The organism is Amycolatopsis sp. MEPSY49 (genome assembly GCF_051337345.1).
Classification (GTDB): domain Bacteria; phylum Actinomycetota; class Actinomycetes; order Mycobacteriales; family Pseudonocardiaceae; genus Amycolatopsis.
In genome coordinates this window covers 748,221-771,409 of record NZ_JBDLYJ010000001.1, presented here as the reverse complement: position 1 = coordinate 771,409, position 23,189 = coordinate 748,221, and the positions used below count along the sequence as shown (strand labels likewise).

Sequence of the window (23,189 nt, the reverse complement as noted above, 5' to 3'; positions counted from 1 at the left end):
GGCGGGGCCCCGCCCCCCCCCCCCCCCCCGCGGGGCCCGGGCCCGCGCGGCCCGGGCCCCGCGGCGTCACTTGAGGCCGGTGGCTTCCGCGGCGGCGGGGTCGGAGTCGGCGAGGAACGTGCGGCAGCGGTCGTACTCCTCGGTCTCGCCGATCTTCCCGGCGGCCTTGCCGAGGACGGCGAGGGCGCGCAGGAACCCCTGGTTGGGGCGGTGGGACCACGGCACCGGGCCGAAGCCCTTCCAGCCGGCGCGGCGCAGCTGGTCGAGACCCCGGTGGTAGCCGGTGCGGGCGTACGCGTACGCGGCGACGGTCTCGCCCGCGTCCAGGGCCTTCTCGGCCAGCGAAGCCCACGCCTCGCTGTAGTCGGGGTGTTCGGCGGCGACGGCGGCCGGGTCGGTTCCGGCGTCGAGCGCGGCCTGGGCGGCGGTGTGCTCGGGCAGCAGCGTCGGCTCGGGGCCGAGCAGGTTGTGCGTCATGCCGCCCATTCTGCACGCGGGTCAGAAGAAGAGGCCCGCGAGAACCCCACCACCGGCCAGGACCAGAGCGCCGACCAGGACGGCGGCCACAACTCGTTTCGGCATCATGGCGCGACACCATGCCAACCGACGCACGCCGAAAGCAAGTCGTCCACCCTTAGGGGTGAATCCCGGGCGCGAAGCGCCTCCGTTGAGGGTGGCGGCGGGGAAGAAGGTAGGGGGAATCCCGATTTTCGCGTCTTTCGCCACGGTCCTGACCCGCTCGTGACCATGACCGGCCATGATGTCCGACATGGCCAAGGCAGTCGACGTCCCGGTGGACGTGATCCCGCGCAGCCCCATCGGCAAGACGCGGCTGTTCTTCACGCGGCACTGGCACCGCGGCGCCCCCGGGCAGCCGACCCCGGACTGGGTGCTCCGGTTCTGCTACGGGATGTGGCTGGCGGCGTTCGCGTTCAAGCTGCTGGGCTCGTCGTGGGACATGTCGTGGCACTTCATGTGGCTGCGCGACGACCTGGCGCCGCCGCACCTGATCAACACGGTCGGCACGGTGATCATCGTCGTGCTGGTGGCGATCCACAGTTACACGGGCCTGGGTGCCGACAAGACGTCCTTGCGCCTGATGCAGATCGGCCTGCTGGTGTTCCTGGTGGCGGCGCCGCTGGACGTGATCAACCACCGCGTCAACGGCCTGGACCTGACCGCGTGGAGCCCGTCCCACATGATGTTGTACCTGGGCACGGGCATCATGCAGGCGGGCGTGCTGCTGGGCTGGCTGCGGCTTTCGCCGCCGGGCCGTTTCCGCACGGGCGTGCTGCTGGCGCTGTGGGCGTTCTTCCTGGAGAACACGTTCTTCCCGAACGGCCAGCAGGAGTACGGAATCCTGGGCCTGCGGGCGTGGGAGCGCGGGACGCCGGAGGCCGAGCCGTCGCTGCTGGACTTCGCGGCGAACCAGATCGGGCACCCGGTCGACCGGACCGCGGTCATGCACTTCACGATGCCGATCCCGGAGTGGGTGTACCCGCTGTGGGGCATCGGGGTGATGGCGTTGATCTTGGCGCTGGCGCGCAAGACCTTGGGTTTCCGCTGGGCGGCTTCCGCGGTGGCTCTCGCGTACGTCGCCTATCGGTCGGTGATGTGGCCGTTGCTGCTCGGGCTGGGGTTCCCGGTCTCGACGGTGCCGTTCTACCTGCTGTTCGTGGGGCTGGCGGTGGACCTGGCGTTCGCCATGACTTCCGGCGTTCTCCGAGCCGGCGCGGGGGCGTTGCTGGTGACGGCGTTCGGGTACGGGGCGCTGTGGGTGCAGTCGCAGTTCCGGCCGTGGGTGCTGGGTGACGCGCACACGGAGTCGGCCCCGCCGGTGGCGTACTGGACGGCGTTGGTGGTGCTGGCCGGGGTGTTCGCGCTGTGGGCGGCGGCCGGCCCGGCTTCGCGCCGGTGGTCCGCTCGACGGCAGGTTGCCGAGACAGTCTGAACACGACGAAGGGGCGGCACTTTCACGTGAAAGTGCCGCCCCTCCGGACGTGACTACTTGACCTTCGTGCCTGCCGAGCCGAGCGCCTGGCAGGCCTCGACGACCCGCTGCGCCATCCCGGCTTCAGCGGCCTTCAGGTACGAGCGCGGGTCGTAAACCTTCTTGTTCCCGACCTCGCCGTCGATCTTCAGCACGCCGTCGTAGTTCTTGAAGAAGTGGTCCACGATCGGGCGGGTGAACGCGTACTGCGTGTCCGTGTCGACGTTCATCTTCACCACGCCGTACGACACCGCCTCGCGGATCTCCTCCGGCAGCGAACCCGAGCCGCCGTGGAAGACCAGCTCGAACGGCTTCGACCCCTCGGACAGGCCCAGCTTCTTCGCCGCCGCCTCCTGGCCGCCCTTCAGGACGTCCGGGCGGAGCTTCACGTTGCCCGGCTTGTACACGCCGTGGACGTTGCCGAACGTCGCCGCCAGGAGGTAGCGGCCGCGGTCGCCCGAGCCGAGCGCGTCGATCGTCTTCAGGAAGTCGCCTTCGGCCGTGTACAGCTTCTCGTTGATCTCCGCCTCGACGCCGTCCTCTTCGCCGCCGACGACGCCGATCTCGACCTCGAGGATGATCTTCGCGGCCGCCGTCTTGGCGAGCAGCTCCGCGGCGATCTCGAGGTTCTCGTCGAGGTCGATCGCCGAACCGTCCCACATGTGGGACTGGAACAGCGGGTTCTGGCCGTTCTTGACGCGCTCCGCCGAGATCTCGATCAGCGGGCGGACGAAGCCGTCCAGCTTGTCCTTCGGGCAGTGGTCGGTGTGCAGCGCGACGTTCACGTCGTACTTGGCCGCCACGACCTGGGCGAACTCCGCGAGCGCGGTCGCGCCGGTCACCATGTCCTTGACCTTCTGGCCCGACGCGAACTCCGCGCCGCCGGTGGAGAACTGGATGATGCCGTCGCTCTCCGCCTCGGCGAACCCGCGGATGGCGGCGTTCACGGTCTCGGACGAGGTCACGTTGATGGCCGGGTAGGCGAACTCGTTCGCCTTGGCCCGGTCGAGCATCTCCGCGTAGACCTCGGGGGTGGCGATGGGCATCGTTACTCCTCCTTGGCACAGGGTGGTCCCGACCGCATCGTACGAGGTGGACCGCCGCCGCACACCGGTCCCCGGGCAGAAACTTTTCCGCACGTGGGATCGGTTCAGAAGGGGGTGCGTCCGGCCGCCGGGCGCACCGGCGGCCGGACGGAGATCACAGCAGCTCGGCGGCCAGCGCGCGGTACGCCGGCCACGGGTCCTCGTTCAGCACCTGGACGATCACCTGGTCCGCCCCCGCCTCCAGGTGCGCCGACAGGCCGCGCGCGATCGTCGCCGCGTCGCCGTGCAGGGCCAGCGCGTCGACCAGGCGGTCGCTGCCCTCGCCTTCCAGATCGGAGTCCGTGAAGCCCAGTTTGCGCAGGTTGGCGACGTAGTTCGACAGCCCCAGGTAGTACTTGACGGTGTTGCGGCCGATCGCCCGCGCCTCCGCCGCGTCGGTCGACAAGACGACCTTGTGCTCCGGCGCCAGCAGCTTGCCCGCGCCGAGGATTTCGCGCGTCGAGCGGGTGTGCTCCGGCGTCGTCAAATACGGGTGCGCGCCGGCCGTGCGCTCACCCGACAACGCCACCACCTTCGGACCCAACGCCGCCAAGGCACGCCCGGCGACCGGGACACCCGCCGCGTCCAGGCCGTCCAGGTAGTCGACCAGCGCCGCGTACGGCTTCTTGTACTCCTTCGTCGCCTCGCGGTGACCCGCGCCGATGCCCAGCAGGAAGCGGTCCGGGTACTTCGCCGCGATGCGCTCGTAGACGCGGGCGATGTCCGCCGGCTCGTCCTGCCAGATGTTCACGATGCCGGTCGCGATGACCAGCGAGTCCGTCGCTTCCAGCATGCCGTCCACCGACGCGAGGTCGTCGCCGCCGGGTGAGCCGCCCAGCCAGATCGCCCCGTAGCCGAGCTTCTCCGCCTCCGCCGCGAACTTCGCATCGACGTTCGCGTGGTACCGCCAGATCCCGAGCTTGCCCAGTTCGATAGCCATGGAACACTCCAACGCGTGGGACGGCGATTTTCCTCCCGGGTCCGGCGAATTACTGTCGAAGACATGACCAAGCTGGGAAACACCGACCTCGACGTGTATGGGCTCAACCTCGGCGGCAACGTCTTCGGCTGGACGGCGGACGAGCCCCAGTCCTTCGCCGTGCTCGACGCCTACACCGCGGCCGGTGGCGACTTCGTGGACACCGCCGACCTCTACGGCGGCGGGGGCGGCTCCGAGGAGATCCTCGGCAACTGGCTGGCCGCGCGCGGCAACCGGGACGACGTCGTCGTCGCGACCAAGGTCGGCATGTGGGACGGCCGGCCGGGCCTCTCCGCGAAGAACATCCAGGCCGCGGCCGAGGACTCGTTGCGCCGTCTCCAGACCGACCACATCGACCTCTACTACGCGCACCGGGACGACCCGGACACCCCGCTCGAGGAGACGCTGACGGCGTTCGACGCCCTGGTCCGCGCCGGGAAGGTCCGCCACCTCGGCGCGTCCAACTACAGCGCCGACCGGCTCGCCGAGGCACTGTCCATTTCGGACCGGAACGGCCTCGCTCGATTCGCCGTGCTGCAGCCGCACTACAACCTCGTCGAGCGGGACTACGAGCGCGACCTCGCCCCGCTCGTCGAGCGCGAAGGCCTGGCCGCATTGCCGTACTTCGCCCTCGCGAAGGGCTTTCTGACGGGCAAGTACCGCACGAAGGGCACCGAGAGCGACAGCCCGCGCGCCGCCCGCGCCGAGTCCTATTTGGACGGTGACGGCGAGCGCATCCTGGCCAAGCTCGACGCGGTGGCGGCGGCACACAACACGTCGGTCGCCGCGGTCTCACTGGCCTGGCTCCGCCAGCAGCCGACGGTCGCCGCCCCGATCGCCAGCGCCCGGACAACCGAGCAGCTAACTGACCTGATCGCCTCAGTGACCCTCAACCTGACTACAGAAGAAGTAGCGTCACTTTCCCTATGAAAGATGCGTCGCGGGGGCCTGACGACGCATCTTTCTCGACGAAAGTGACACCTACTTCCGGGTAGCTTACTGCGGGTAAGGTGAGGTACGGTGCCCTCAAGTGACGTCTAGGAGGGCACCGTGGCCAACCCGTTTTCGCTGCTGAGCGGCACCAAGAAGGTCGACGGCAAGGTCGTCCTGATCACCGGCGCCGCCCGCGGCATCGGCGCCGGCCTGGCCGAACGGCTCGCCGCGCGCGGCGCGAAGGTCGCGCTCGTCGGCCTCGAAGCCGACGAGCAGAAGAAGGTCGCCGACCGCATCGGACCCAACGCGCACGCCTGGGAAGCCGACGTCACCAGCTGGGACGCGCTCGAGCAGGCCACCAAGGGCGTCGTCGAGCACTTCGGCGGCATCGACATCGTCATCGCCAACGCCGGCATCGCGACCGCGGGCTTCGTCCGCTCGGTCGACCGCGCCGCGTTCGAGAAGGTCATCGAGGTCGACCTGCTCGGCGTCTGGCGCACGTTCCGCGTCACGCTCCCGCACGTCATCGAGCGCAAGGGCTACCTGCTGGCCATCTCCAGCCTCGCCGCGATCACGCACGCGCCGGGCATGGCGAACTACGCCGCCGCCAAGGCCGGCGTCGAAGCCTTCTCCAACAGCCTCCGCGCCGAGGTCGCCCACCTGGGGGTCAAGGTCGGCGTCGCGCACCCGACGTGGATCCGCACCGACCTCGTCGAAAGCGCCGACGCGCACCCCGTGTTCGGCAAGCTCCGCGCGTCGATGCCCGGCCTGATCGGCAAGACCTACCCGCTCGACGTCGCCTTGGACGACCTCGAAGCCGGCATCCTCAAGCGCGCCCGGACCATCCACGTGCCGCGCTGGGTCGGCGGGCTCAAGCTGCTCCGCGCGTTCCTCCCGCCGATCATCGAAATCGGCTCCCGCAGCCGGGTACCTTCGGCGGACAAGGCCGCGCTCGCCGACATCGAGGCCCGCGGCGCGTTCGAGTCGGCGGTCACCGGCCACGGCGGCCGGGCCGCCACCAAGGGGTGAAGATGTCCCGTCGCGACCAGATCCGGATGACCGAGGACGAAGTGCGCGCGTACTTCGCCGAGCAGAAGGTCATCAACGTCGCCAGCGTCGGACCCAACGGCCGCCCGCACCTCGCGCCGCTCTGGTACTACCCGCACGAGGACGGCGTCGCGACCTGGACGTACGGCACCTCGCAGAAGGCGAAGAACCTCCGCCGCCTGCCGGAGGCGACCGTGCTCATCGAGGACGGCGACAGCTACGAGAAGCTCCGCGGCGTTTCCCTCGAGGCCGACGTCGAGATCATCGAGGACACCGAAGAAGTCACCCGGATGGGGATCACGCTCATGCAGCGGTACGCCGGCGCCAAGCCCGGCGACCCCGTTCCGGACGAACTCAAGGGATTCATCGCAGGACAGGCCCCGAAACGCGTCGGGCTGGTCTTCCGGCCGACGAAGATCGTCAGCTGGGACCACACCAAGCTCGGCGGGACGTACTAACCAGTAGGGAGTACTTCCAAGTAACTGTTACCTGAGGTAACGTCATCTGGGCAGCATCCTCGAAGCAGCGGAGGCCGACAGATGACCGAGCGGTTCAAGGTCGTGATCGTGGGCACCGGATTTTCCGGGCTCGGCCAGGCGATCCAGCTCGAAAAGGCCGGTATCCGGGACTACGTGATCCTGGAGAAGGCCGACGAGGTGGGTGGCACCTGGCGCGACAACTCCTACCCCGGGTGCGCGTGCGACGTGCAGTCGCACATGTACTCGTTCTCGTACGAGCAGAACCCGGACTGGTCGCGGTCGTTCTCGCCGCAGCCGGAGATCTTCGGCTACCTCAAGGGCGTCGCGGACAAGTACCGGCTGCGCGAGAAGATCCGGTTCGGCGTCGAGCTCACCGGCGCCCACTGGGACGAGGGCGAGCGCCGCTGGACGGCGACGACGAAGGACGGCCGCGAGTTCGTCGCGCAGTTCCTCGTCTCCGGCGTCGGCGGCCTGCACATCCCGCAGATCCCCGAGCTGCCCGGGATCGCGAAGTTCAAGGGCCAGACCTGGCACTCCGCGCGGTGGAACCACGAATACGACCTGCGCGGCAAGCGCGTCGCCGTGGTCGGGACCGGCGCCAGCGCCGTCCAGTTCGTCCCGAAGATCGCCCCCGACGTCGCCGAGCTGACGCTCTTCCAGCGCACGCCGCCGTGGATCATGCCGAAGCCCGACCACGCGATGCCGGGCTGGGCGCGGACGCTGTTCAAGCGCGTCCCCGGCACTCAGCGCCTCTACCGCAACGCGCTGTACTGGCTGCTCGAAGCGCGGGCCATCGGCTTCAACGGCCACCCGGCGATCATGAAGGCCGGCGAGCTGATCGCCAAGCGCAACATCGCGAAGGGCATCGAGGACCGCGCACTGCGCAAGAAGGTCACGCCGGACTACACGATGGGCTGCAAGCGCGTCCTGATCTCCAACGACTACTACCCGGCGCTGAACCGGCCGAACGTCGAGGTGAACACGGCCGGGATCAAGGAGGTCAAGGCGCACTCGATCGTCGACTCCGCCGGCGTCGAGCACGAGGTCGACGCGATCATCTACGGCACCGGGTTCAAGGTCACCGACGCGCTGGAGTACCTCGACATCACCGGCGTCGACGGCCGCAACCTCGCCAAGGAGTGGGCCACCGAAGGGATGCGGACGCACAAGGGCATCACCGTCTCCGGCTTCCCGAACCTGTTCTTCCTGCTCGGGCCGAACACCGCGCTGGGCCACAACTCCGTCGTGTTCATGATCGAGTCGCAGTCGCGGTACGTCGTCGACGCGATCAAGCTCGCCGACTCCCGCGACGCCGCCGCGCTCGACGTCCGGCCGGGCGTGCAGGACGAGTTCCAGCGGGAGATCCAGGACAAGCTGGTCAAGGGCGTCTGGACGCAGGGCGGCTGCAAGAGCTGGTACCTCGATGCCAAGGGCGTCAACCGGACGATCTGGCCCGGCTTCACCTGGCGCTACTGGCTCGAGACGCGGAAGGTCGACCCGGCGGACTACGAACTGTCCGGCCGTTCGTCATGACGTCCCCGGACGAGCAGCTCGTGCTGCACGCCCGCGACGTGAAGTTCGACTGGGCGGCGCTGCCGATGCACTGGATCCCCGGCGAACCGCAGGCCACGCACACCATCAACGTCCTGCACCTGGCCTTGCCCGAAGGCGAGCGCTGGTTCATCGAGGTGTTCAAGCAGGCGGTGCCGCTGATCCGCGACGAGCGGCTCAAGGCGGACGTCCTCGGGTTCATCGGCCAGGAGGCGGTGCACGCCGAGGCCCACGACGGCGCGGCGGCGCACCTCGAAGCCGCCGGCGTCCCGGTGCGGCCGTTCGTCGCGCAGATGGAGTGGCTGTTCCGGAAGCTGCTCGGCGACCGCGGCCTGACCGGGCGCGCAGCCGAGGAGTGGCTGGTCGAACGGCTCGGGATCGTCGCCGCGATCGAGCACTACACGGCGTTCCTCGGCCAGTGGGTGCTCGACGCACCCCTGGAGGACGCGGGCGCCGACCCGGTAATGCTCGACCTGCTGCGCTGGCACGGCGCCGAGGAGGTCGAGCACCGGTCGGTCGCGTTCGACTTGTTCATGCACCTCGACGGCCGGTACCCGCGCCGCGTGCGCAGCATGGCGGCGGTGACGCCGGTGCTGGCGTGGGTGTTCGCGCGCGGCACGCGATATCTGATGCATAACGATCCGACGCGCCCGGGACGCGCGTCGCTGCGGGGTTACCGCCGGGCCGCGAAGCGGGGGCTGCTGCCGAGCGGGCGTCAGCTGCTGCGGGAAATCCGGCCGTACTTCCGGAAGACGTACCACCCGACGGAGACGGGGAGCACCGAGCAGGCGGTGGCATACCTGGCGAGTTCCCCGGCCGCCCGGGCGGCCGGGTGACCAAGCCGGACCCCGCACTTTCACGTGAAAGTGCCCACCTGGGCCCCGCACTTTCACGTGAAAGTGCGGGGCTTGGCCGGCCCGCCCGGCTGGACGGCAGCGGCCGGACCGACCACCTGATGTCCACTTTGGTCGGTGTCGTGGGCGTTTACCGCCGGATGTCGCAGTTCAGCGGCCGCCGCCGGCCGCCCGTGCGCGAAGTCGACCGGAATCTGCCGCTGGTCGTCGAAGCCGTACGCCCCGAAGCCGAAGACGTCGTCAGCCTGCGGCTGGCGAACGGCGCGCCGCTGCCCACCTGGCGGCCGGGGGCGCACCTCGACCTGGTGCTGCCGTCCGGCCTGGTGCGGCAGTACTCGCTCTGCGGCGATCCGTCCGAAAAGGATCATTACCGCATCGCCGTGCGGAAGATCGGCACCGCGTCGGCCGAGGTCCACGCGCTCGAGCCGGGCACGCGGGTGACCGTCCGGGGCCCGCGGACCGCGTTCCCCTTCGTCGGCGAGGGACCGTTCCTGTTCATCGCCGGCGGCATCGGGATCACGCCGATCCTGCCGATGGTTCGCGCGGCCGCCGCGAGCGGCGCCGACTGGCGGCTGGTCTACACCGGTCGCAGCCGCGAATCGATGCCGTTCCTCGACGAGCTGCCGGACGACGACCGCGTCCGGATCCGGCCGGACACCGAGTACGGCGTCCCGGCGTCGGGCGCGGAACTGCTGGAAGACCTGTCCGAAGGGGCGGCGGTGTACTGCTGCGGCCCGGTGCCGATGATCACCGGCGTCCGTGTCGACCTGGCGCTGACCGGCGCGAAAAGCGTCCACTTCGAACGGTTCGCGCCGCCGCCGATCGTCGACGGCGAGCCGTTCGAGCTGACTTTGCGCAGGTCAGGGCAGGTACTGCGGGTCCCGCGCGACCGGACCGCCCTGGACGTCCTCCTCGAAGCACGGCCCGCGACGCCCTACTCGTGCCGCCAGGGTTTCTGTGGGACGTGCGCGGTGCCGACGGCCGGCGGCGGGTCGATGCGGATCTGCGTCGACCGCGGCACCACCGCGCTCGACCTATGACTCCGCGGGCAGCCAGGCGCCGATCACCGGCTTGAACTCGCGGACGCTGCGCTCGGCGACGACGCCCTCCAGGAAGTACGGGTCCCGGTCGATCGTCTCCTTGAGGTGCGCCTCGTCGTCGGCCTGGTAGAGCGTGAGGCCGCCGGTGCCGTCGCCGAGCGGGCCGGCGACCGCCACGCGGCCCTCTTCGGCGAGCTTCGAGAGGAACTCGCGGTGCCGCGGCCGGACCTCCGGCATCTTCTCCTGGACGTAGGTGATTTCGACGAGGAACCAGGCCATGGGGGCTCTCCGGGGTCGGGCGGGCGGTACCGGCCCGACGCTACCCGTGTCGCGGCGGGCGATCTGTGGCGACGGCAGGCCAACCCGATAGGCTGGGCGTGCGTCAGTACCTGTGTGAGCGCTGTGAATACCGCCGTGAACCTGCTGACGCGACACACCGTGCAAACCGGGGTCGAGGACAGGCAGGGGTTCATGCTCGAGGGCAATGCGGAACGCAGCGTCGAGGCGACCCTCGGCCACCTGCGGGTCATGGACGGTCCGGCCCCGGCGCAGACGGCCGCGCCGCTGACCCTCGAAGACCTCTACCGCCAGCACCGCATGCGGCTGGTCCGGCTGGCGATTCTGCTGGTCGACGAGCCCGCGACGGCGGAAGACGTCGTCCAGGAGGCCTTCACCGGCCTGCATCGCAACTGGGGGCGCCTCCGGGACGCCGCGGCCGCGGTCGGCTACCTGCGCACCGCCGTGGTCAACGGGTCGCGCAGCGTGCTGCGCCGCCGCAAGACCGCCCGCGAGTACGTGCCGCCGCACGCGGTCAACGCGCGGTCCGCCGAAAGCCTCGCGATGCTGTCCAGCGAGCACCAGGCGGTGGTCAGCGCGCTGTCCAAGCTGCCGCCCCGCCAGCGCGAAGTGCTGGTGCTGCGTTACTACGGTGGGCTGAGCGAAGCCGAAATCTCTGAGGCCGCAGGCATTTCCAAGGGTACCGTTAAGTCGACCGCCAGCCGGGCGCTCGAGGCACTCCAGAAGGCCATGCAGGCCCCACAGTGACCCGGGTGGACCATTCCGATCACTGAGTCGTATCACCATGCTTGGTCCAGACCAATATATGCTGGGGTGCGTGAGAGGCGCCGGAGATTTCGTGATCATGGGCGGCCGGGTCGCCGCCCCGGACCGTGTACTCGACGACGGCTGGGTAGCCGTCTCCGACGGGCGGATCGCCGGCGTGGGTTCCGGGACCCCGCCGTCGGGCGAGCACGTCGACGTCGGTGGGGCACTGGTCGTGCCCGGGTTCATCGACACCCACTGCCACGGCGGGGGAGGTGCCTCGTTCACCTCCCTCGATCCCGAAGAACTCCTGACGGCGGTGCGAGCGCACCGCCGTCACGGCACCACGACCATGCTCGCCAGCCTGGTGTCCGACCCGGTGGACATCCTGCGTGACCAGGTCGCGGCGCTGCGTGAGCTCGTCCAGGACGGCGAGGTCGCGGGCATCCACCTGGAGGGGCCGTTCATCTCGAAGGCCCGCTGCGGGGCGCACGACCCGGAGACGCTCCTGGAGCCGGACACCGGCACGGTCGACAAGCTCCTGCGCGCCGGCCAGGGCGCGATCCGGATGGTCACCATCGCCCCGGAGCTGCACGGCGGGATCAAGGCCGTCCGGCAGCTGGCCGAGTCGGGCGTCATCGCCGCCATCGGGCACACCGACGGCGTCGAGGAGCAGCTGCTGCCGGCCATCGACGCGGGCGCGACGGTCGCGACCCACCTGTTCAACGGCATGCGGCCGCTGCACCACCGCGAACCGGGCCCGGTCGGGGCACTGCTCGATGACGAGCGCATCACGATCGAGCTCATCTGCGACCTGGTCCACCTGCACCCGACTGTCGTGCGGCTGGCCGCGAAGCACGCGGGCCGCAACCGGACGGTGCTGATCACCGACGCGATGTCGGCCACCGACGCCGCCGACGGCCGCTACACGCTGGGCCGGCTCGAGGTCGACGTCCACGACGGCGTCGCCACCCTCGCCGACAACGGCTCGCTGGCCGGCAGCACCCTGACGATGGACACCGCCTTCCGCAATCTGGTCCGGGGTGCGAAACTCGGCATCCTCGACGCGGTGCACGCGACGTCGCAACGGCCCGCCGAGCTGCTCGGCATCGCCGACCGCACGGGGATGCTGTGCCCCGGGTACGTGGCCGACATCGTCGTCCTCGACCAGGACCTGCGGCCCGCGAAGGTGCTGCGCCGGGGTGAGTGGGTCGCCGAGGTGGGTACGGCTACCTTGAGTACGTAGGAACTTCGAGGAGACGGGCGGAGATGAGCGAGCCGAAGGACCCCGAGCAGTTGCTGGCGGACGCCCTTCGCGCGCAAGCCGTCTTCGCCCCTTCGGCGTCGCCGCCGCCGTCGCGGGAGAAGGAGACGGACGTCGTCCCGCCCAACGAGCTGCCGTCCGCGTACGGGCTCCTCTCGGGCGCCGGCGCGGACTCGCTGGAGCGCGAGCGGGCGGCGCTGGACCCGATCGCCGAGGCCCCGACGGCGTACTCGCCGCCACCGCCGCCTCCCCCGCCGCGCCAGTCGGCGCAGCTGCCTGCGTACTGGATCCTGCTGCTGGCGGTGCTGCTGGGTCTCGCCGCGGGGTCCGTGGTGGGGCTGCTGACGCTGGTCTGACCGGGTCTCAGTAACGACTCAGGGTGACCCTGTACCGTTTTTGGGGTGATTCTCGCCCAGAGCACGGTCAACACGATGTCGCTGCTGCCGTCATGGCTGGACCCGCAGCACCTGCTGAGCGGCCTGACGACGCCGGTCATCGCGGTGCTGTGCCTGATCATCTTCGTCGAGAGCAGCATCTTCCCGGTGCTGCCCGGTGACTCCCTGCTGTTCACAGCGGGCCTGTTCATCGCGAACGGCACCCTCGACGCGCCGTTGTGGCTGGTCTGCGTGCTGGTGACGGTCGCGGCGCTGCTCGGCAACGTGGTCGGCTACTACATCGGCTACTTCGTCGGGCCGAAGCTGTTCAGCCGCCCGGACTCGAAGTTCTTCAAGAAGGAGTACGTCGACAAGACGCACGAGTTCCTGGAGAAGCACGGCCCCAAGGCGGTGGTGCTGGCCCGGTTCGTGCCGTTCGTCCGGACGTTCATCACGTGGATCGCGGGCATCGGCCGCATGGACCCGAAGCGCTACTTCACGTACACGGTGATCGGCGGCATCCTGTGGGCCGCGGGCATCACGGTGCTCGGGTCACTGCTCGGCGGGGTGTCGTTCATCGCGAACAACGTCGACGCGATTTTCGTGCTCATCGTGCTCGTGTCGGTGGTGCCGATCGGGTTGGAGTACCTGAAGGCGCGGCGCGAGAAGAAGGCGGCTGTTCCGGCGGAGACCGATCCGGAAGTCACGCAGCGGATTCCGCGGGTGCGGGACTGAGGGTTGGTTTTGGAGGGCCCCACCGGTCGGCGGTGGGGCCCTTTTCCGTGCCCGGGGTGGCTGCTTCGGCCGGCTGCGATGACGTGAATGACTCATTCATGTCGCCTGGTGACATGAATGAGTCATTCACGTCGTTCGGCGAGGTGGAGGCACCAGAAACTGTCGGACCCCCGCGGTAACGTGAAAACAGGGGTCCCCCGGGCGGGGACCCCTGCGCGAGCGCCTCAGGTCATCGAGAACATCGACCCCGGGTTGAACAGGTTCCCCGGGTCCAGCGCCGCCTTGATCTGCCGGTGCACCCGCATCCCCACCGGGCCGATCTCCCGCTCCAGCCACTCGCGCTTGATCTTCCCGACCCCGTGCTCCCCGGTCACCGTCCCACCGAGGGACAGCCCGACCTCGAGGATCTCGTCGAACGCCCGCCGAGCCCGAGCGAACTCGTCGGCGTCATCAGGCTGGTAAACGATCGTCGGGTGCATGTTGCCGTCGCCCGCGTGCCCGACCACCGCGATCCGCAGCCCCACCTCGGCGCTGATCTTCTCGCACCCGCGGATCAGCTCGGCGATCCGCGTCCGCGGCACGCAAACGTCGTCGGTCAGCCACTGCCCATACGTCTCCAAAGCCGTCAGCACCACCCGACGCGCCTGCAGCAGCATCCGCCCCTCTTCGAGGTCCTCGGTCGTGTACGCCAGGTCCGCGCCGCAGTCCACGCAGATCTGCTCCAGTGCCGCCAGCTCCCGGCGCGCGACCTCGCCGCCCGCGTCCGACTGCCCCAGAAGCAACGCCTGGCAGTCCGAACCCGCGCCGAGGTCCGTCTTCAAGTACGTCTCGGACGCCTTGATCGACGACGCGTCCATGATCTCCAGCAGCGACGGCACCAGCCCCTCCCGCACGACCCGCGCCACGGCCTCGCCGGCGGCTTCGGTCGTCGAGAAGCCCGCGACCAGCGTCGCCGGGGCCTGGGGCAGGGGCTTCAGCTGGACCGTCGCCTGCGTGATCACGCCCAGCGTGCCCTCGCTGCCGACGAACAGCCGGGCCAGGTCGTAGCCCGCCACGCCCTTCACCGTCCGGCGGCCCGTCTTCAGCAGGGACCCGTCCGCCAGGACGACCTCCAGGCCCAGCACCGAGTCCGTCGTGACGCCGTACTTCACGCAGCACAAGCCGCCCGCGTTGGTCGACAGGTTGCCGCCGATCGTGCACCAGTCGTAGCTCGACGGGTCCGGCGGATAAAACAGTCCGTGCTTCTCCACCGCGTTGCGGAAGTCCAGGTTGACGACGCCCGGCTGCACGACCGCCAGCCGGTTGCCCGGGTCGATCTCGACGATCTCGTTCAGCTTGGTCAGCGACAGCGTCACGCAGCCGTCGATGGCGTTCGCCGCGCCGGACAGGCCGCTGCCCGCCCCGCGCGGCACGATCGGCACCCCCGCCTCGGCGCACGCCTTGACGACCGCCTGCACCTCCTCGACGTTCGCGGGCAGCACCACCGCCAGGGGCCGCCCCGAGGGCGCCAGCGGCATCATGTCGCGCGCGTAGGACGCCGTGACGTCGGTGTCGGTGAGCACCGCGCTCTTGCCGAGCAGGTCGCGCAGCCGGGTGACCAAAGCTTCGTCGCTCATGGCTTTCATGGTAAGCCCGGATACTCCGCACTGCGGAACTTCTATTTCAAAACCGCCCCTACCGGACCAGTCCCAGCAGCTTGTCCACGTGCACGCGGAGCAGGACCCGCTGGTCGCTGACCATCGCGGCGCGGTACTCGTCCCAGTCGGGGTGCTCGCCGGCCGCGCTGCGGTAGTAGTCGACGAGCGCTTCGACGGTCTCGTCGTCCGGCGACGCCGCCGGCGACGTGAGCGACGCCGTCCCCTCCGCGACGACGTAGCTCCAGCCGTCTTCGCTGCCCACGTGGTAGGTCACCCGCGGGTCGCGGCGCATGTTCTTCGTCTTCGCGCGGGTCTCGGTGATCGACGCGGTGATCGTGTTCGTCGCCGCGTCGTAGAGGTGCGTGATCGTGGACAGCTGGGGCCGTCCGTCGCGGCGGATCGTGGCCAGCACGCCGTGGCGGCGCGTGGCGAGGAAGTCCTTCAGCGCTGTGTCGTCCGTCATAGCTGTACCAACCGGGTGCCGCCGCGTTTGTTCCGAGGGTCGCCGGGAAACTGCTTGCGTGTGACAACTAAAGTGGGTTCCGACACATCGACCCGGCTCCCGCTTGCATAACCGGTGGTGAAGGCACATCCTTGCCTGAGGCAACTAGTTGCAGCCGCCAACCAACGCCGTGAAGGACTCCACCCATGGCACCGAACAACTCCGCCACCCGGCCCAAAGCCGAGCTGGACCTCGCCGACCAGCTCGGCCACGAGCTCGTGCGCCTGGTCCGCCTGATCAACAAGGCGAAGTCCCAGGTGTCCAAGCAGGGTCCCGACGGCATCGAGCGGGCGGCCTACGCGATCCTCTTCACCCTCATCCACGAGGGCCCGCAGCGCACCAGCCGGCTCGCCGAGTCGCTCCACTCCGAGATCTCCACGATCAGCAGGCAGTCGAGCTCGCTCGTCCAGCACGGCCTGGTCGAGCGCCAGGCCGATCCCGAAGACGGCCGGGCCTGCCTGCTCGCGCCCACCTCCGAGGGCATGCGGGTGTTCGAAGAGAACCGCAAGCAGCGCAACCAGTGGCTGGCCGAAGTGCTCGGGGACTGGACCGAAGGGGAGATCCAGACCCTGAACACGCTGTTCGGCCGGCTCAACACAGGTATCGAGAACCACTCTCCACAGCTGGCCGACGCGAGTGCGTCCGCCGCTGCACCGGCCAAGGGGGCCAACGCATGAGCACCACCACTGTCGAACAACCCGTGGCGAAGGAACCACCACGGCTGAGCCACCGCCAGATCGTCACGATCCTGAGCGGCCTGATGTGCGGCATGTTCCTCGCCGCGCTCGACCAGACGATCGTCGGCACGTCGATCGTCAAGATCGCCAACGACCTGCACGGCTTCGACCTGCAGGCCTGGGCGACCACGGCGTACCTGATCACCTCGACGATCGTCACGCCGATCTACGGCAAGCTCTCCGACATCTACGGCCGCAAGCCGTTCTACCTGGCCGCGATCACGATCTTCGTCGCCGGTTCGCTGGCCTCGACGTTCTCGCAGTCGATGTACGAGCTCGCCGCGTTCCGCGCGGTGCAGGGCCTCGGCGCCGGCGGTCTGATGTCGCTGGCCATGACCATCCTCGGCGACATCGTGCCGCCGCGTGAGCGGGCGAAGTACCAGGGCTACATCCTGGCCGTCTTCGGCCTCTCCACCGTGCTCGGCCCGGTGCTGGGCGGTCTGTTCGCCGGCTTCGACACCCTGGCCGGCATCTCCGGCTGGCGCTGGGTCTTCCTGATCAACGTCCCGATCGGCATCGTCGCGCTGTTCGTCGTGGCGCGGGTCCTGAACGTGCCGCACACCCCGCACAAGCACAAGATCGACTGGTGGGGCGCGCTGACGCTGGTCGTCGCGGTCGTGCCGTTCCTGGTCGTCGCCGAGCAGGGCCAGAAGTGGGGCTGGGGCGACCAGAAGGCCATCTGGTGCTACGTCATCGGCGGCGTCGGCGTGATCGCGTTCATCGTGGTCGAGAAGCTGATGAAGGACGCCGCGCTGATCCCGCTGCGGCTGTTCAAGAACTCGACGTTCACCGTGGCGATCATCGGCGGCATCATCGTCGGTGTCGCGATGTTCGGCGCGATCACGATGATCCCGCAGTTCATGCAGGTCGTGCAGGGCTACACGCCGACCGAGTCCGGGCTGCTGATGCTGCCGCTGATGGCGGGCATCATGACCAGCTCGATCGTGTCCGGCCGGCTCACCGGGAAGACCGGGCGCTACAAGATCTTCCCGATCATCGGCACCATCCTGATCGCCGGTGGCGCGTTCTTCTTCGCGCAGGTCAAGTACGACTCGCCGCTGTGGCACCCGCTGGTCGCGGCCGCCATCATCGGTCTCGGCCTCGGCCAGTGCATGCAGACGCTGATCATCGCGGTGCAGAACGCGGGCCCGCGCAGCGACATGGGCGTCTCGACCGCGTCGGCGACGTTCTTCCGCCAGATCGGTGGTACCGCCGGTGTCGCGATCTTCCTGACGGTCCTGTTCAACACCCTGCTGCCGAACATCACCAAGGCGTTCGGCGGGCAGCTCCCGGCCGGCGCCGGGGCGGGCATCGGCAACCTGTCGGAGAACACCAGCGGTATCCAGAACCTGCCCGAGGCGATCCGCACCCCGGTGCTGATCGGCTTCACCGAGTCGATCACCACGGTGTTCTACATCGCGGGCGGCGTGGCGCTGCTGGCCACCGTCGTGCTGCTGTTCATGAAGGAGATCCCGCTGACCAACGCGGCCCCGGCCGCGGCGGCCATGGAGGGCGGCGAGGCGCTGCTCGAGGAGGACAGCCTCGCGGACGCGCCGACCGAGATCGTCGAGCCGGTCAAGCCGGTCGACCGCGAGCCGGCACTGGTCGGCGGCGGGAAGCACGCGCTGAGCACCAACGGGCACGGTGACTACCAGGCCGTTTCGGGTGCGCTGCCGATGCCGATCACGAACTCCGTCGCGGACTCCGAGGTCGACACCCCGGTCGGCGCGGGTGGCGTGCCGGTGATCGGGCACGTGCGGCGGCAGGACGGCAGCCACGTCCCGGGTGCCGCGCTGACGCTGATCGACCAGCGCGGCCGCCAGGTCGCGCGGGCCACCGGCGCCGCGGACGGCAGCTACTCGGTGCCCAGCCAGGGCCCGGGCGCGTACGTCCTCATCGTGTCGGCCCACGGCCACCAGCCGCAGGCCTCCAGCGTCGTGATCAGCAACGGGCCGGCGACGGTCGACGTCACGCTCACCGGGTCCGGCGAGCTGACCGGCACCGTCCGGGCGGCCGCGACCGGCTCCCCGCTGGCGAACGTCACGGTCACGCTGACCGACGGCCGCGGCGAGGTGAACGGCGCGTTCATCACGACCACGGACGGCACCTACGCCTTCGTCGGGGTCGGCGCCGGGGCCTACACCCTGGTCGCCAGCGGCCCGGGCTACCGGCCCGTCGCGGTGACGCTGACCGTGCCCGACAGCGGCGTGCTGCGCCACGACGTCGAGCTGTCCAGCTCGGTGCAGCTGACCGGCGTCGCGCGGACCGAGGGCGACCGGGTCGTCCCGGACGCGCGGATCACCGTGCTCGACGCCGAGGGCAACGTCGCGGCCGTGGCGCGGACCGACGCCGAAGGCCGGTACCTGGTCAGCGACCTGCCCGCGGGCGCGTACACCGTGGTCGCGAGCGGCTACCCGCCGGCGACCAGCCAGGTGGAGCTGACCGGCGGCGAAGCGGGCCACGACGTCCGGCTGAGCTACGACCAGGCCCTCGACGAGCTGGTCGACCGGTCATGACCGGCCTGCGCGCGACCTTCCGCACGGCCGAGGGGTGGGCGGTGGAGCACGCGGTGCTCACCGTGACCGACCCGGCCGGGCGGCAGGTCGCCCGGCAGGCGGCCGACGTCCGCGGGGAGGTCGGCACCGACGCCCTCCCGGCGGGCACGTACACCGCCGTCGTCACGGCGGCCGGGTACACCCCGGTCGCCCGGATGGTCCAGATCGCCTCGGACGGCTCCGGCTCGCTCGGCGACGTCGTGCTGGCCCCGGTCGCCGAGGCGATCGACCTGCCGCCCGCCGGGCCGTGGGTGATCGACCCGATGCACTCGTCGGTGGTCGCGACCGCCCGGCACCTGGGCATCGCGAGCATCAAGGCGCGGTTCCCGGACGTGTCCGGCCGGATCGAGATCGGCCGCCCGGCCGAGCGGTCGTCGGTGCACGCCGAGATCAAGGCGGCGAGCATCGACACGAACATCCGGATGCGCGACGACCACCTGCGCTCGCCGGACTTCCTCGACGTCGACGTCCACCCGGTCATCACGTTCACGAGCACCGGGCTGCGCCAGCGCGGCGTCGACTCGTGGACGCTGGTGGGCGACCTGACGCTGCACGGCGAGCGCCGCGAGATCGAGCTGGAGCTGACGTACGGCGGCTGGGGCCCGGACCCGTGGGGCGGCGTGCGCGTGGCGTTCCACGCCGAGACGACGCTGCACCGGAACGACTTCGCGATCAACTACAGCGCGATGGTCCGCGCCGGTGTCGCGGCGGTCGGCACGACCGTGAAGGTCGAGCTGGACATCGAAGCGGTGCAGGGCGAGTCGCTGCCGCAGTTCTGAGGTTCGTTTCCGGGGAAGGCCCTCTCACCGCTGGTGAGGGGGCCTTCACCGTTCGTAGAACCTGAATATTTCGGACAGCTCGATTCGACCGTTCGCCGTGGGGTGTTCACCTCGGCCACGTAGGCTTCGGGTGTGAACGTCGTGAGCATCGAGGCCGCGGGCGTCGGCGTGAGCTGGCTGGACACCGCCGGGCCGCTGCTCGTCTGGGTGATCGTGCTGAGCTTCGTGCTGGTCGAATGCGCGCTGATCATCGGGTTGTTCCTGCCCGGTGATTCGCTGCTGTTCGGGGCCGGCGTGGTGCTGGCCCAGCACGGTTCGGACGCGAACGCGTGGTTCCTGTCGGGGGCCGCGCTGATCGTCGCCGTGCTCGGCAACCAGATCGGCTACTACATCGGCCGCACGAGCGGCACCAAACTGATCGCGAGGCGCGACGGCAAGGTGCTGAACCGGCAGGCGCTGGAGCGCGCGCAGCGGTTCCTGGACCGCAAGGGGTTCTTCGCGATCGTGGCGGCCCGGTGGATCCCGTGGATCCGCACGCTGGCCCCGCTGATCGCGGGCGCGGCCCGGATGGACCCGCGCCGCTTCATGGCGGCGACGGCGCTGGGCGGGTTGCTCTGGGTGCCGACGCTGGTGCTGCTCGGCTACTACGGCGCGGGCCTGCTGGACGCCCTGCCGTGGGTGAAAACGGCGGCGCTGTGGATCAGCATCGCGTTCTTCGTGGTCGGCACCGGGTACGGCGTGCTGCGCTACCGCCAGGAGATGCGCCGCCCGGTCGACGAACGCGACGACGCCCGCGCCTGAGTCACAGTTCCGGGTCGGCCCAGATTTCGAGCTGGATGCCGTCCGGATCGCGGAACACGACGACCTTCGACCCCTCGAACGTCCGCGACGGCGCGGCCGGCAGGTACGACACCCCGAACTCCGCGAGCCGGCACTCCCATTCGGCCAGCTCGGCGGTCGACCGCACCCGGAAGGCGACGTGGTCGAGCCCGGTTCTGCGCTCGTCGAACCCGCGTCTGCCGGTGTCCGCGTGCTGGACCAGCACCACGGAGAACTCGTCCCCGGCGGACCGGAGCACGACCTTGCGCAGCCCCGTGTCCGGCTCTTCGCGCCGGGTGACCTCCTCGAGGTCCAGGACACGCACGTACCACGGCACGCTGCGGTCCACGTCGGTCACGGTGAGCGCGAGGTGGTGCACGGACATGAGTTTTGCCATGGCTTCCGAAGCCGTCCTTTCGCGTGGCGGCTCCCCAGAGTTGCACAGCGCCCGGCGGCCGAAACCGAGGTGACCAAGTCCGCGTCCGATCGTGATCTCGCCGTCTCCGGGCGTCTCAGCAGGCGGACACCGGTGACCGAAGGTCATTCCGAATTATCAGAGCGTGCCTGATCGGTCACCGGCCGCCACCGACCTCCAGGACCGCGCCGGTCGTGAACGTCGAGGCGGGCGACAGCAGGAACAGGACCGCTTCCGCGATTTCGCCCGGCTCGCCAGGACGGCCGAGCGGGATCTGGGGCGCGAGGCGATCGAGCCGGTCCGGCAGCCCGGCGGCGTCGTGCAGGCCGGTCCGGATCATGCCCGGCCGGACCGAGTTGACCCGCACACCTTCGCCGCCGACCTCCTGGGCCAGCCCGAACGTCAGCGTGTCGACGGCGGCCTTCGACGCCGCGTAGTGCACCCACTCGCCGGCCGAGCCCGTGCGCGCGGCCGTCGAGGAGATGTTCACGATCGCGCCGCCCTCGCCGCCGTAGCGGGTCGACATGCGGCGGACCGCCTCGCGGCAGCACAGGAACACCCCGGTCACGTTGACGTCGAGCGTGCGCCGGACGACCTCGACGTCGTACGAGTCGAGCCGCCCGGGGGTGTTGCCGACGATCGCCGCGTTGTTGACCAGCGCGGTCACCGGGCCCAGCTCCGCGGCCGCGTCGAACAGCGCGCGGACGTCGTCCTCCACCGAGACGTCCGCGCGCACCGCCAGCGCCTGACGGCCGGAGGAACGCACCTCGTCGGCAACTTCCTCAGCGGGTCCGGGGTCGCCGGAGTAGTTCACGACGACGTCGTAGCCGCGCGAAGCCGCCAGCGTGCAGATGGCCGCGCCGATCCCGCGGCTGCCACCCGTGACGATGAGGGTCAAATCGCGAAGTTCGCCAGCGGCAGGTTCTCCAGCACCAGGTCCGCGCGGTCACGAGTCTGCGAGATCAGGTCCGCGTTGCGCTGGTCCGAACCCAGCGCGCGCCGGCGGGCCTCGACCAGGGACCGGCCGTAGCGGCGGTGGCGGGACACCAGCCGTTCGATCCGCTCGGGCTCGTCCGGCGCGAGGAACCACGCCTCGGTCAGCAGCGGCCGGATGCCGCTCCACGGGTCGTCCGGCAGCAGCAGGTAGTTGCCCTCCGTGATCACCAGCTGGACCTCCGGCGGCACGGCCACCGCGCCGGCGATCGGCTCCTCGATCTCGCGGCGGAACTCCGGCGCGTAGACCGTCTCGCGGCCTTCGGCGAGCCGCTTGATCATGTGGAAGTAGCCGGCCGCGTCGAACGTGTCGGGCGCGCCCTTGCGCTCGGTGCGCTCCAGCCGGCGCAGCTCGACCTGCGCGAGGTGGAAGCCGTCCATGCCGACCACCGCGGCGCGCGAGCCGAGCGCGTTGGCCAGCGCCCACGCGAGCGTGGTCTTGCCGGACGCGGGCGCGCCGATGATGCCCAGCACGTTGCGCTGCCCGCGCACGGTCAGGCCCTCGGCCCTGGCCAGCAAGTCGTCGAACGCCGTCATGTCCTGTTCCTTCCTGCGATCGCGGTCGTCCACGACCGCGGTCCCACATGCCGCACCCGTTCGGCGGCCACCTCGTTGGCGAAGCGGATCCGGTCCGTCACCGTCGGTTCGCGGGCCACGGCGACGGCGAAGGCGCCGTGCCAGACGTCGCCCGCACCTAGTGTGTCCCGCGCTTCCACGTCCGCGACAGGCACCTCACCCGAGCCGCCGTCCGCAGTGGACCACCGCACCGGCCCGGCGCCCGCGGTGGTGATGACGGTCGGGACGCCGCGCGCGTGCAGCCCCGGCTCCGGCGCGCTGAAGTGCGCGGAGCAGGCGGCGACGTCGACCAGCGGCAGCAGCTCGTCGAGCACGGGCTTCCAGCTCCCGGCGTCAAGCACGACCGGCGCTTCAGCTCCCCTCGCGACCGCCAGCGCCAGTTCCGGATAATGCCCGTCAAGCAAAATCACATCAGCCCCACTCACCTCAGGAGCCCCAAAAAACGGCACTTTCCCTATGAAAGTGCGGTCTTGGGCGTTGCGGGAGATGACGGTGCGTTCGCCGTCGTGGTCGCGGACTGCCACCGCGCTGACCGGGGGCGGGTCCGAAAGGGAGGGCGCCAGGTCGATCAGCCGGACGCCGTGCGCTTCGAGGTCGGCGTGGGCGAGCGCGGCCAGCGGGTGCGCACCGAGGACGGTCAGCAGGGTCGCCTCGGCGCCGAGGGCGGCGGCCGTCACCGCGGCGTTCGTCGCGGGCCCCCCGGCCGCGACGTCCACCCGCAGCGACTGGACCTTCTCGCCCGGCGCCGGGAGCTCGTCGACCCGCTGGACGACGTCCACGGTGCACAGTCCCGCCAGCAGCACT

Annotated in this window: 25 protein-coding genes; 15 read left to right on the top strand and 10 right to left on the bottom strand. The window is 70.1% G+C overall.

What is annotated here, in order from left to right:
- Positions 1–66: 66 nt before the first annotated feature.
- Complete coding sequence (locus ABFJ78_RS03820; protein WP_400896908.1) at positions 67–477, bottom strand: DUF3151 domain-containing protein; 411 nt, start codon at positions 475–477, stop codon at positions 67–69.
- Positions 478–769: 292 nt separating this feature from the next.
- Here ABFJ78_RS03820 and ABFJ78_RS03815 point away from each other — a divergent pair, with 292 nt between their 5' ends.
- Entirely contained in the window at positions 770–1,951 is a 1,182-nt protein-coding gene (locus ABFJ78_RS03815; RefSeq protein ID WP_436384227.1) for a hypothetical protein, read from the top strand.
- 53 nt (positions 1,952–2,004) lie between these two features.
- Here the strand turns inward: ABFJ78_RS03815 and fbaA are convergent, their stop codons facing one another.
- Positions 2,005–3,036, bottom strand: coding sequence for a class II fructose-bisphosphate aldolase (gene fbaA / locus ABFJ78_RS03810; protein WP_436384226.1), 1,032 nt, complete (start codon positions 3,034–3,036; stop codon positions 2,005–2,007).
- Positions 3,037–3,190: 154 nt separating this feature from the next.
- A complete protein-coding gene (locus ABFJ78_RS03805; RefSeq protein ID WP_436384225.1) occupies positions 3,191–4,015 on the bottom strand; it encodes an LLM class F420-dependent oxidoreductase in 825 nt (274 codons plus the stop codon).
- 63 nt (positions 4,016–4,078) lie between these two features.
- Between ABFJ78_RS03805 and ABFJ78_RS03800 the strand changes: the two genes are divergently transcribed.
- The 6 genes from ABFJ78_RS03800 (at position 4,079) to ABFJ78_RS03775 (ending at position 9,958) form a co-directional block, all read left to right on the top strand.
- On the top strand, positions 4,079–4,984 hold the full coding sequence (locus ABFJ78_RS03800) for an aldo/keto reductase (RefSeq protein ID WP_436384224.1): 906 nt from the start codon (positions 4,079–4,081) through the stop codon (positions 4,982–4,984).
- Between the two features lie 120 nt (positions 4,985–5,104).
- Positions 5,105–6,016, top strand: a complete 912-nt coding sequence (locus ABFJ78_RS03795) for an SDR family oxidoreductase (protein ID WP_436384223.1) — start codon at positions 5,105–5,107, stop codon at positions 6,014–6,016.
- Between the two features lie 2 nt (positions 6,017–6,018).
- Positions 6,019–6,492 (top strand): pyridoxamine 5'-phosphate oxidase family protein, encoded by a 474-nt coding sequence (locus ABFJ78_RS03790; protein ID WP_436384222.1) that lies wholly within the window; start codon positions 6,019–6,021, stop codon positions 6,490–6,492.
- Between the two features lie 81 nt (positions 6,493–6,573).
- Entirely contained in the window at positions 6,574–8,046 is a 1,473-nt protein-coding gene (locus ABFJ78_RS03785) for a flavin-containing monooxygenase (protein WP_436384220.1), read from the top strand.
- A complete protein-coding gene (locus ABFJ78_RS03780; RefSeq protein WP_436384219.1) occupies positions 8,043–8,900 on the top strand; it encodes a metal-dependent hydrolase in 858 nt (285 codons plus the stop codon). Before ABFJ78_RS03785 ends, ABFJ78_RS03780 begins: the two co-directional genes overlap by 4 nt.
- 119 nt (positions 8,901–9,019) lie before the next feature.
- Positions 9,020–9,958 (top strand): PDR/VanB family oxidoreductase, encoded by a 939-nt coding sequence (locus tag ABFJ78_RS03775; protein ID WP_436385375.1) that lies wholly within the window; start codon positions 9,020–9,022, stop codon positions 9,956–9,958.
- Here ABFJ78_RS03775 and ABFJ78_RS03770 read toward each other — a convergent pair.
- The gene (locus tag ABFJ78_RS03770) at positions 9,953–10,237 is read right to left on the bottom strand and encodes a YciI family protein (protein WP_436384218.1); all 285 of its coding nucleotides are present in this window, start codon (positions 10,235–10,237) and stop codon (positions 9,953–9,955) included. The genes ABFJ78_RS03775 and ABFJ78_RS03770 overlap by 6 nt on opposite strands.
- Before the next feature lie 192 nt (positions 10,238–10,429).
- On the opposite strand from ABFJ78_RS03770, the gene ABFJ78_RS03765 reads away from it, so the two are divergent.
- The 4 genes from ABFJ78_RS03765 (at position 10,430) to ABFJ78_RS03750 (ending at position 13,372) form a co-directional block, all read left to right on the top strand.
- On the top strand, positions 10,430–11,002 hold the full coding sequence (locus ABFJ78_RS03765; protein ID WP_163046624.1) for an RNA polymerase sigma factor: 573 nt from the start codon (positions 10,430–10,432) through the stop codon (positions 11,000–11,002).
- 91 nt (positions 11,003–11,093) lie between these two features.
- On the top strand, positions 11,094–12,245 hold the full coding sequence (gene nagA / locus ABFJ78_RS03760) for an N-acetylglucosamine-6-phosphate deacetylase (RefSeq protein WP_364448701.1): 1,152 nt from the start codon (positions 11,094–11,096) through the stop codon (positions 12,243–12,245).
- A 23-nt stretch (positions 12,246–12,268) separates the two neighbouring features.
- The gene (locus tag ABFJ78_RS03755; protein ID WP_436384217.1) at positions 12,269–12,619 is read left to right on the top strand and encodes a hypothetical protein; all 351 of its coding nucleotides are present in this window, start codon (positions 12,269–12,271) and stop codon (positions 12,617–12,619) included.
- A 45-nt stretch (positions 12,620–12,664) separates the two neighbouring features.
- Positions 12,665–13,372 carry a DedA family protein gene (locus ABFJ78_RS03750; protein WP_436384216.1) on the top strand — a complete coding sequence of 236 codons (708 nt, stop codon included), beginning with the start codon at positions 12,665–12,667 and terminating at the stop codon, positions 13,370–13,372.
- Between the two features lie 224 nt (positions 13,373–13,596).
- Here ABFJ78_RS03750 and ABFJ78_RS03745 read toward each other — a convergent pair whose 3' ends face one another.
- Positions 13,597–14,988: an FAD-binding oxidoreductase gene (locus ABFJ78_RS03745; protein ID WP_436384215.1), complete on the bottom strand. Its 1,392-nt coding sequence runs from the start codon at positions 14,986–14,988 to the stop codon at positions 13,597–13,599.
- 58 nt (positions 14,989–15,046) lie between these two features.
- Positions 15,047–15,472, bottom strand: coding sequence for a PPOX class F420-dependent oxidoreductase (locus ABFJ78_RS03740; RefSeq protein WP_436384214.1), 426 nt, complete (start codon positions 15,470–15,472; stop codon positions 15,047–15,049).
- Between the two features lie 185 nt (positions 15,473–15,657).
- Here ABFJ78_RS03740 and ABFJ78_RS03735 point away from each other — a divergent pair, with 185 nt between their 5' ends.
- The 4 genes from ABFJ78_RS03735 to ABFJ78_RS03720 all read left to right on the top strand — a co-directional run bounded on the left by ABFJ78_RS03735 (position 15,658) and on the right by ABFJ78_RS03720 (position 20,383).
- Entirely contained in the window at positions 15,658–16,188 is a 531-nt protein-coding gene (locus ABFJ78_RS03735) for a MarR family winged helix-turn-helix transcriptional regulator (RefSeq protein ID WP_436384213.1), read from the top strand.
- Positions 16,185–18,764, top strand: a complete 2,580-nt coding sequence (locus ABFJ78_RS03730) for an MFS transporter (protein ID WP_436384211.1) — start codon at positions 16,185–16,187, stop codon at positions 18,762–18,764. Before ABFJ78_RS03735 ends, ABFJ78_RS03730 begins: the two co-directional genes overlap by 4 nt.
- Positions 18,761–19,582 carry a YceI family protein gene (locus tag ABFJ78_RS03725; protein WP_436384210.1) on the top strand — a complete coding sequence of 274 codons (822 nt, stop codon included), beginning with the start codon at positions 18,761–18,763 and terminating at the stop codon, positions 19,580–19,582. Before ABFJ78_RS03730 ends, ABFJ78_RS03725 begins: the two co-directional genes overlap by 4 nt.
- A 132-nt stretch (positions 19,583–19,714) precedes the next feature.
- On the top strand, positions 19,715–20,383 hold the full coding sequence (locus ABFJ78_RS03720; protein WP_436384209.1) for a DedA family protein: 669 nt from the start codon (positions 19,715–19,717) through the stop codon (positions 20,381–20,383).
- A gap of 1 nt (position 20,384) precedes the next feature.
- On the opposite strand, the gene ABFJ78_RS03715 is transcribed toward ABFJ78_RS03720, so the two are convergent.
- The 4 genes from ABFJ78_RS03715 to ABFJ78_RS03700 form a co-directional block, all read right to left on the bottom strand.
- A complete protein-coding gene (locus ABFJ78_RS03715) occupies positions 20,385–20,798 on the bottom strand; it encodes a VOC family protein (RefSeq protein WP_284749866.1) in 414 nt (137 codons plus the stop codon).
- Between the two features lie 175 nt (positions 20,799–20,973).
- The gene (locus ABFJ78_RS03710) at positions 20,974–21,714 is read right to left on the bottom strand and encodes an SDR family oxidoreductase (RefSeq protein WP_436384207.1); all 741 of its coding nucleotides are present in this window, start codon (positions 21,712–21,714) and stop codon (positions 20,974–20,976) included.
- Positions 21,711–22,346, bottom strand: coding sequence for a nucleoside/nucleotide kinase family protein (locus ABFJ78_RS03705; RefSeq protein ID WP_086862402.1), 636 nt, complete (start codon positions 22,344–22,346; stop codon positions 21,711–21,713). The genes ABFJ78_RS03710 and ABFJ78_RS03705 overlap by 4 nt, the downstream gene beginning before the upstream one ends.
- Positions 22,343–23,188, bottom strand: coding sequence for a PfkB family carbohydrate kinase (locus ABFJ78_RS03700; protein WP_436385374.1), 846 nt, complete (start codon positions 23,186–23,188; stop codon positions 22,343–22,345). The genes ABFJ78_RS03705 and ABFJ78_RS03700 overlap by 4 nt, the downstream gene beginning before the upstream one ends.
- Between the last annotated feature and the right edge of the window lies 1 nt (position 23,189).

What these genes read in the sequence shown, in the direction of transcription:
- ABFJ78_RS03725 (WP_436384210.1), top strand. Translation starts at nt 18,761, where the DNA reads ATGACCGGCCTGCGCGCGACCTTCCGCACGGCCGAGGGGTGGGCGGTG.
- ABFJ78_RS03770 (WP_436384218.1), bottom strand. Translation starts at nt 10,237, where the DNA reads ATGGCCTGGTTCCTCGTCGAAATCACCTACGTCCAGGAGAAGATGCCG.
- ABFJ78_RS03780 (WP_436384219.1), top strand. Translation starts at nt 8,043, where the DNA reads ATGACGTCCCCGGACGAGCAGCTCGTGCTGCACGCCCGCGACGTGAAG.
- ABFJ78_RS03800 (WP_436384224.1), top strand. Translation starts at nt 4,079, where the DNA reads ATGACCAAGCTGGGAAACACCGACCTCGACGTGTATGGGCTCAACCTC.
- ABFJ78_RS03755 (WP_436384217.1), top strand. Translation starts at nt 12,269, where the DNA reads ATGAGCGAGCCGAAGGACCCCGAGCAGTTGCTGGCGGACGCCCTTCGC.
- ABFJ78_RS03815 (WP_436384227.1), top strand. Translation starts at nt 770, where the DNA reads ATGGCCAAGGCAGTCGACGTCCCGGTGGACGTGATCCCGCGCAGCCCC.
- ABFJ78_RS03740 (WP_436384214.1), bottom strand. Translation starts at nt 15,472, where the DNA reads ATGACGGACGACACAGCGCTGAAGGACTTCCTCGCCACGCGCCGCCAC.
- ABFJ78_RS03745 (WP_436384215.1), bottom strand. Translation starts at nt 14,988, where the DNA reads ATGAGCGACGAAGCTTTGGTCACCCGGCTGCGCGACCTGCTCGGCAAG.
- ABFJ78_RS03790 (WP_436384222.1), top strand. Translation starts at nt 6,019, where the DNA reads ATGTCCCGTCGCGACCAGATCCGGATGACCGAGGACGAAGTGCGCGCG.
- ABFJ78_RS03730 (WP_436384211.1), top strand. Translation starts at nt 16,185, where the DNA reads ATGAGCACCACCACTGTCGAACAACCCGTGGCGAAGGAACCACCACGG.
- ABFJ78_RS03805 (WP_436384225.1), bottom strand. Translation starts at nt 4,015, where the DNA reads ATGGCTATCGAACTGGGCAAGCTCGGGATCTGGCGGTACCACGCGAAC.
- ABFJ78_RS03735 (WP_436384213.1), top strand. Translation starts at nt 15,658, where the DNA reads ATGGCACCGAACAACTCCGCCACCCGGCCCAAAGCCGAGCTGGACCTC.
- ABFJ78_RS03715 (WP_284749866.1), bottom strand. Translation starts at nt 20,798, where the DNA reads ATGGCAAAACTCATGTCCGTGCACCACCTCGCGCTCACCGTGACCGAC.
- ABFJ78_RS03705 (WP_086862402.1), bottom strand. Translation starts at nt 22,346, where the DNA reads ATGACGGCGTTCGACGACTTGCTGGCCAGGGCCGAGGGCCTGACCGTG.
- ABFJ78_RS03765 (WP_163046624.1), top strand. Translation starts at nt 10,430, where the DNA reads ATGCTCGAGGGCAATGCGGAACGCAGCGTCGAGGCGACCCTCGGCCAC.
- ABFJ78_RS03785 (WP_436384220.1), top strand. Translation starts at nt 6,574, where the DNA reads ATGACCGAGCGGTTCAAGGTCGTGATCGTGGGCACCGGATTTTCCGGG.
- ABFJ78_RS03820 (WP_400896908.1), bottom strand. Translation starts at nt 477, where the DNA reads ATGACGCACAACCTGCTCGGCCCCGAGCCGACGCTGCTGCCCGAGCAC.
- ABFJ78_RS03775 (WP_436385375.1), top strand. Translation starts at nt 9,020, where the DNA reads ATGTCCACTTTGGTCGGTGTCGTGGGCGTTTACCGCCGGATGTCGCAG.
- fbaA (WP_436384226.1), bottom strand. Translation starts at nt 3,036, where the DNA reads ATGCCCATCGCCACCCCCGAGGTCTACGCGGAGATGCTCGACCGGGCC.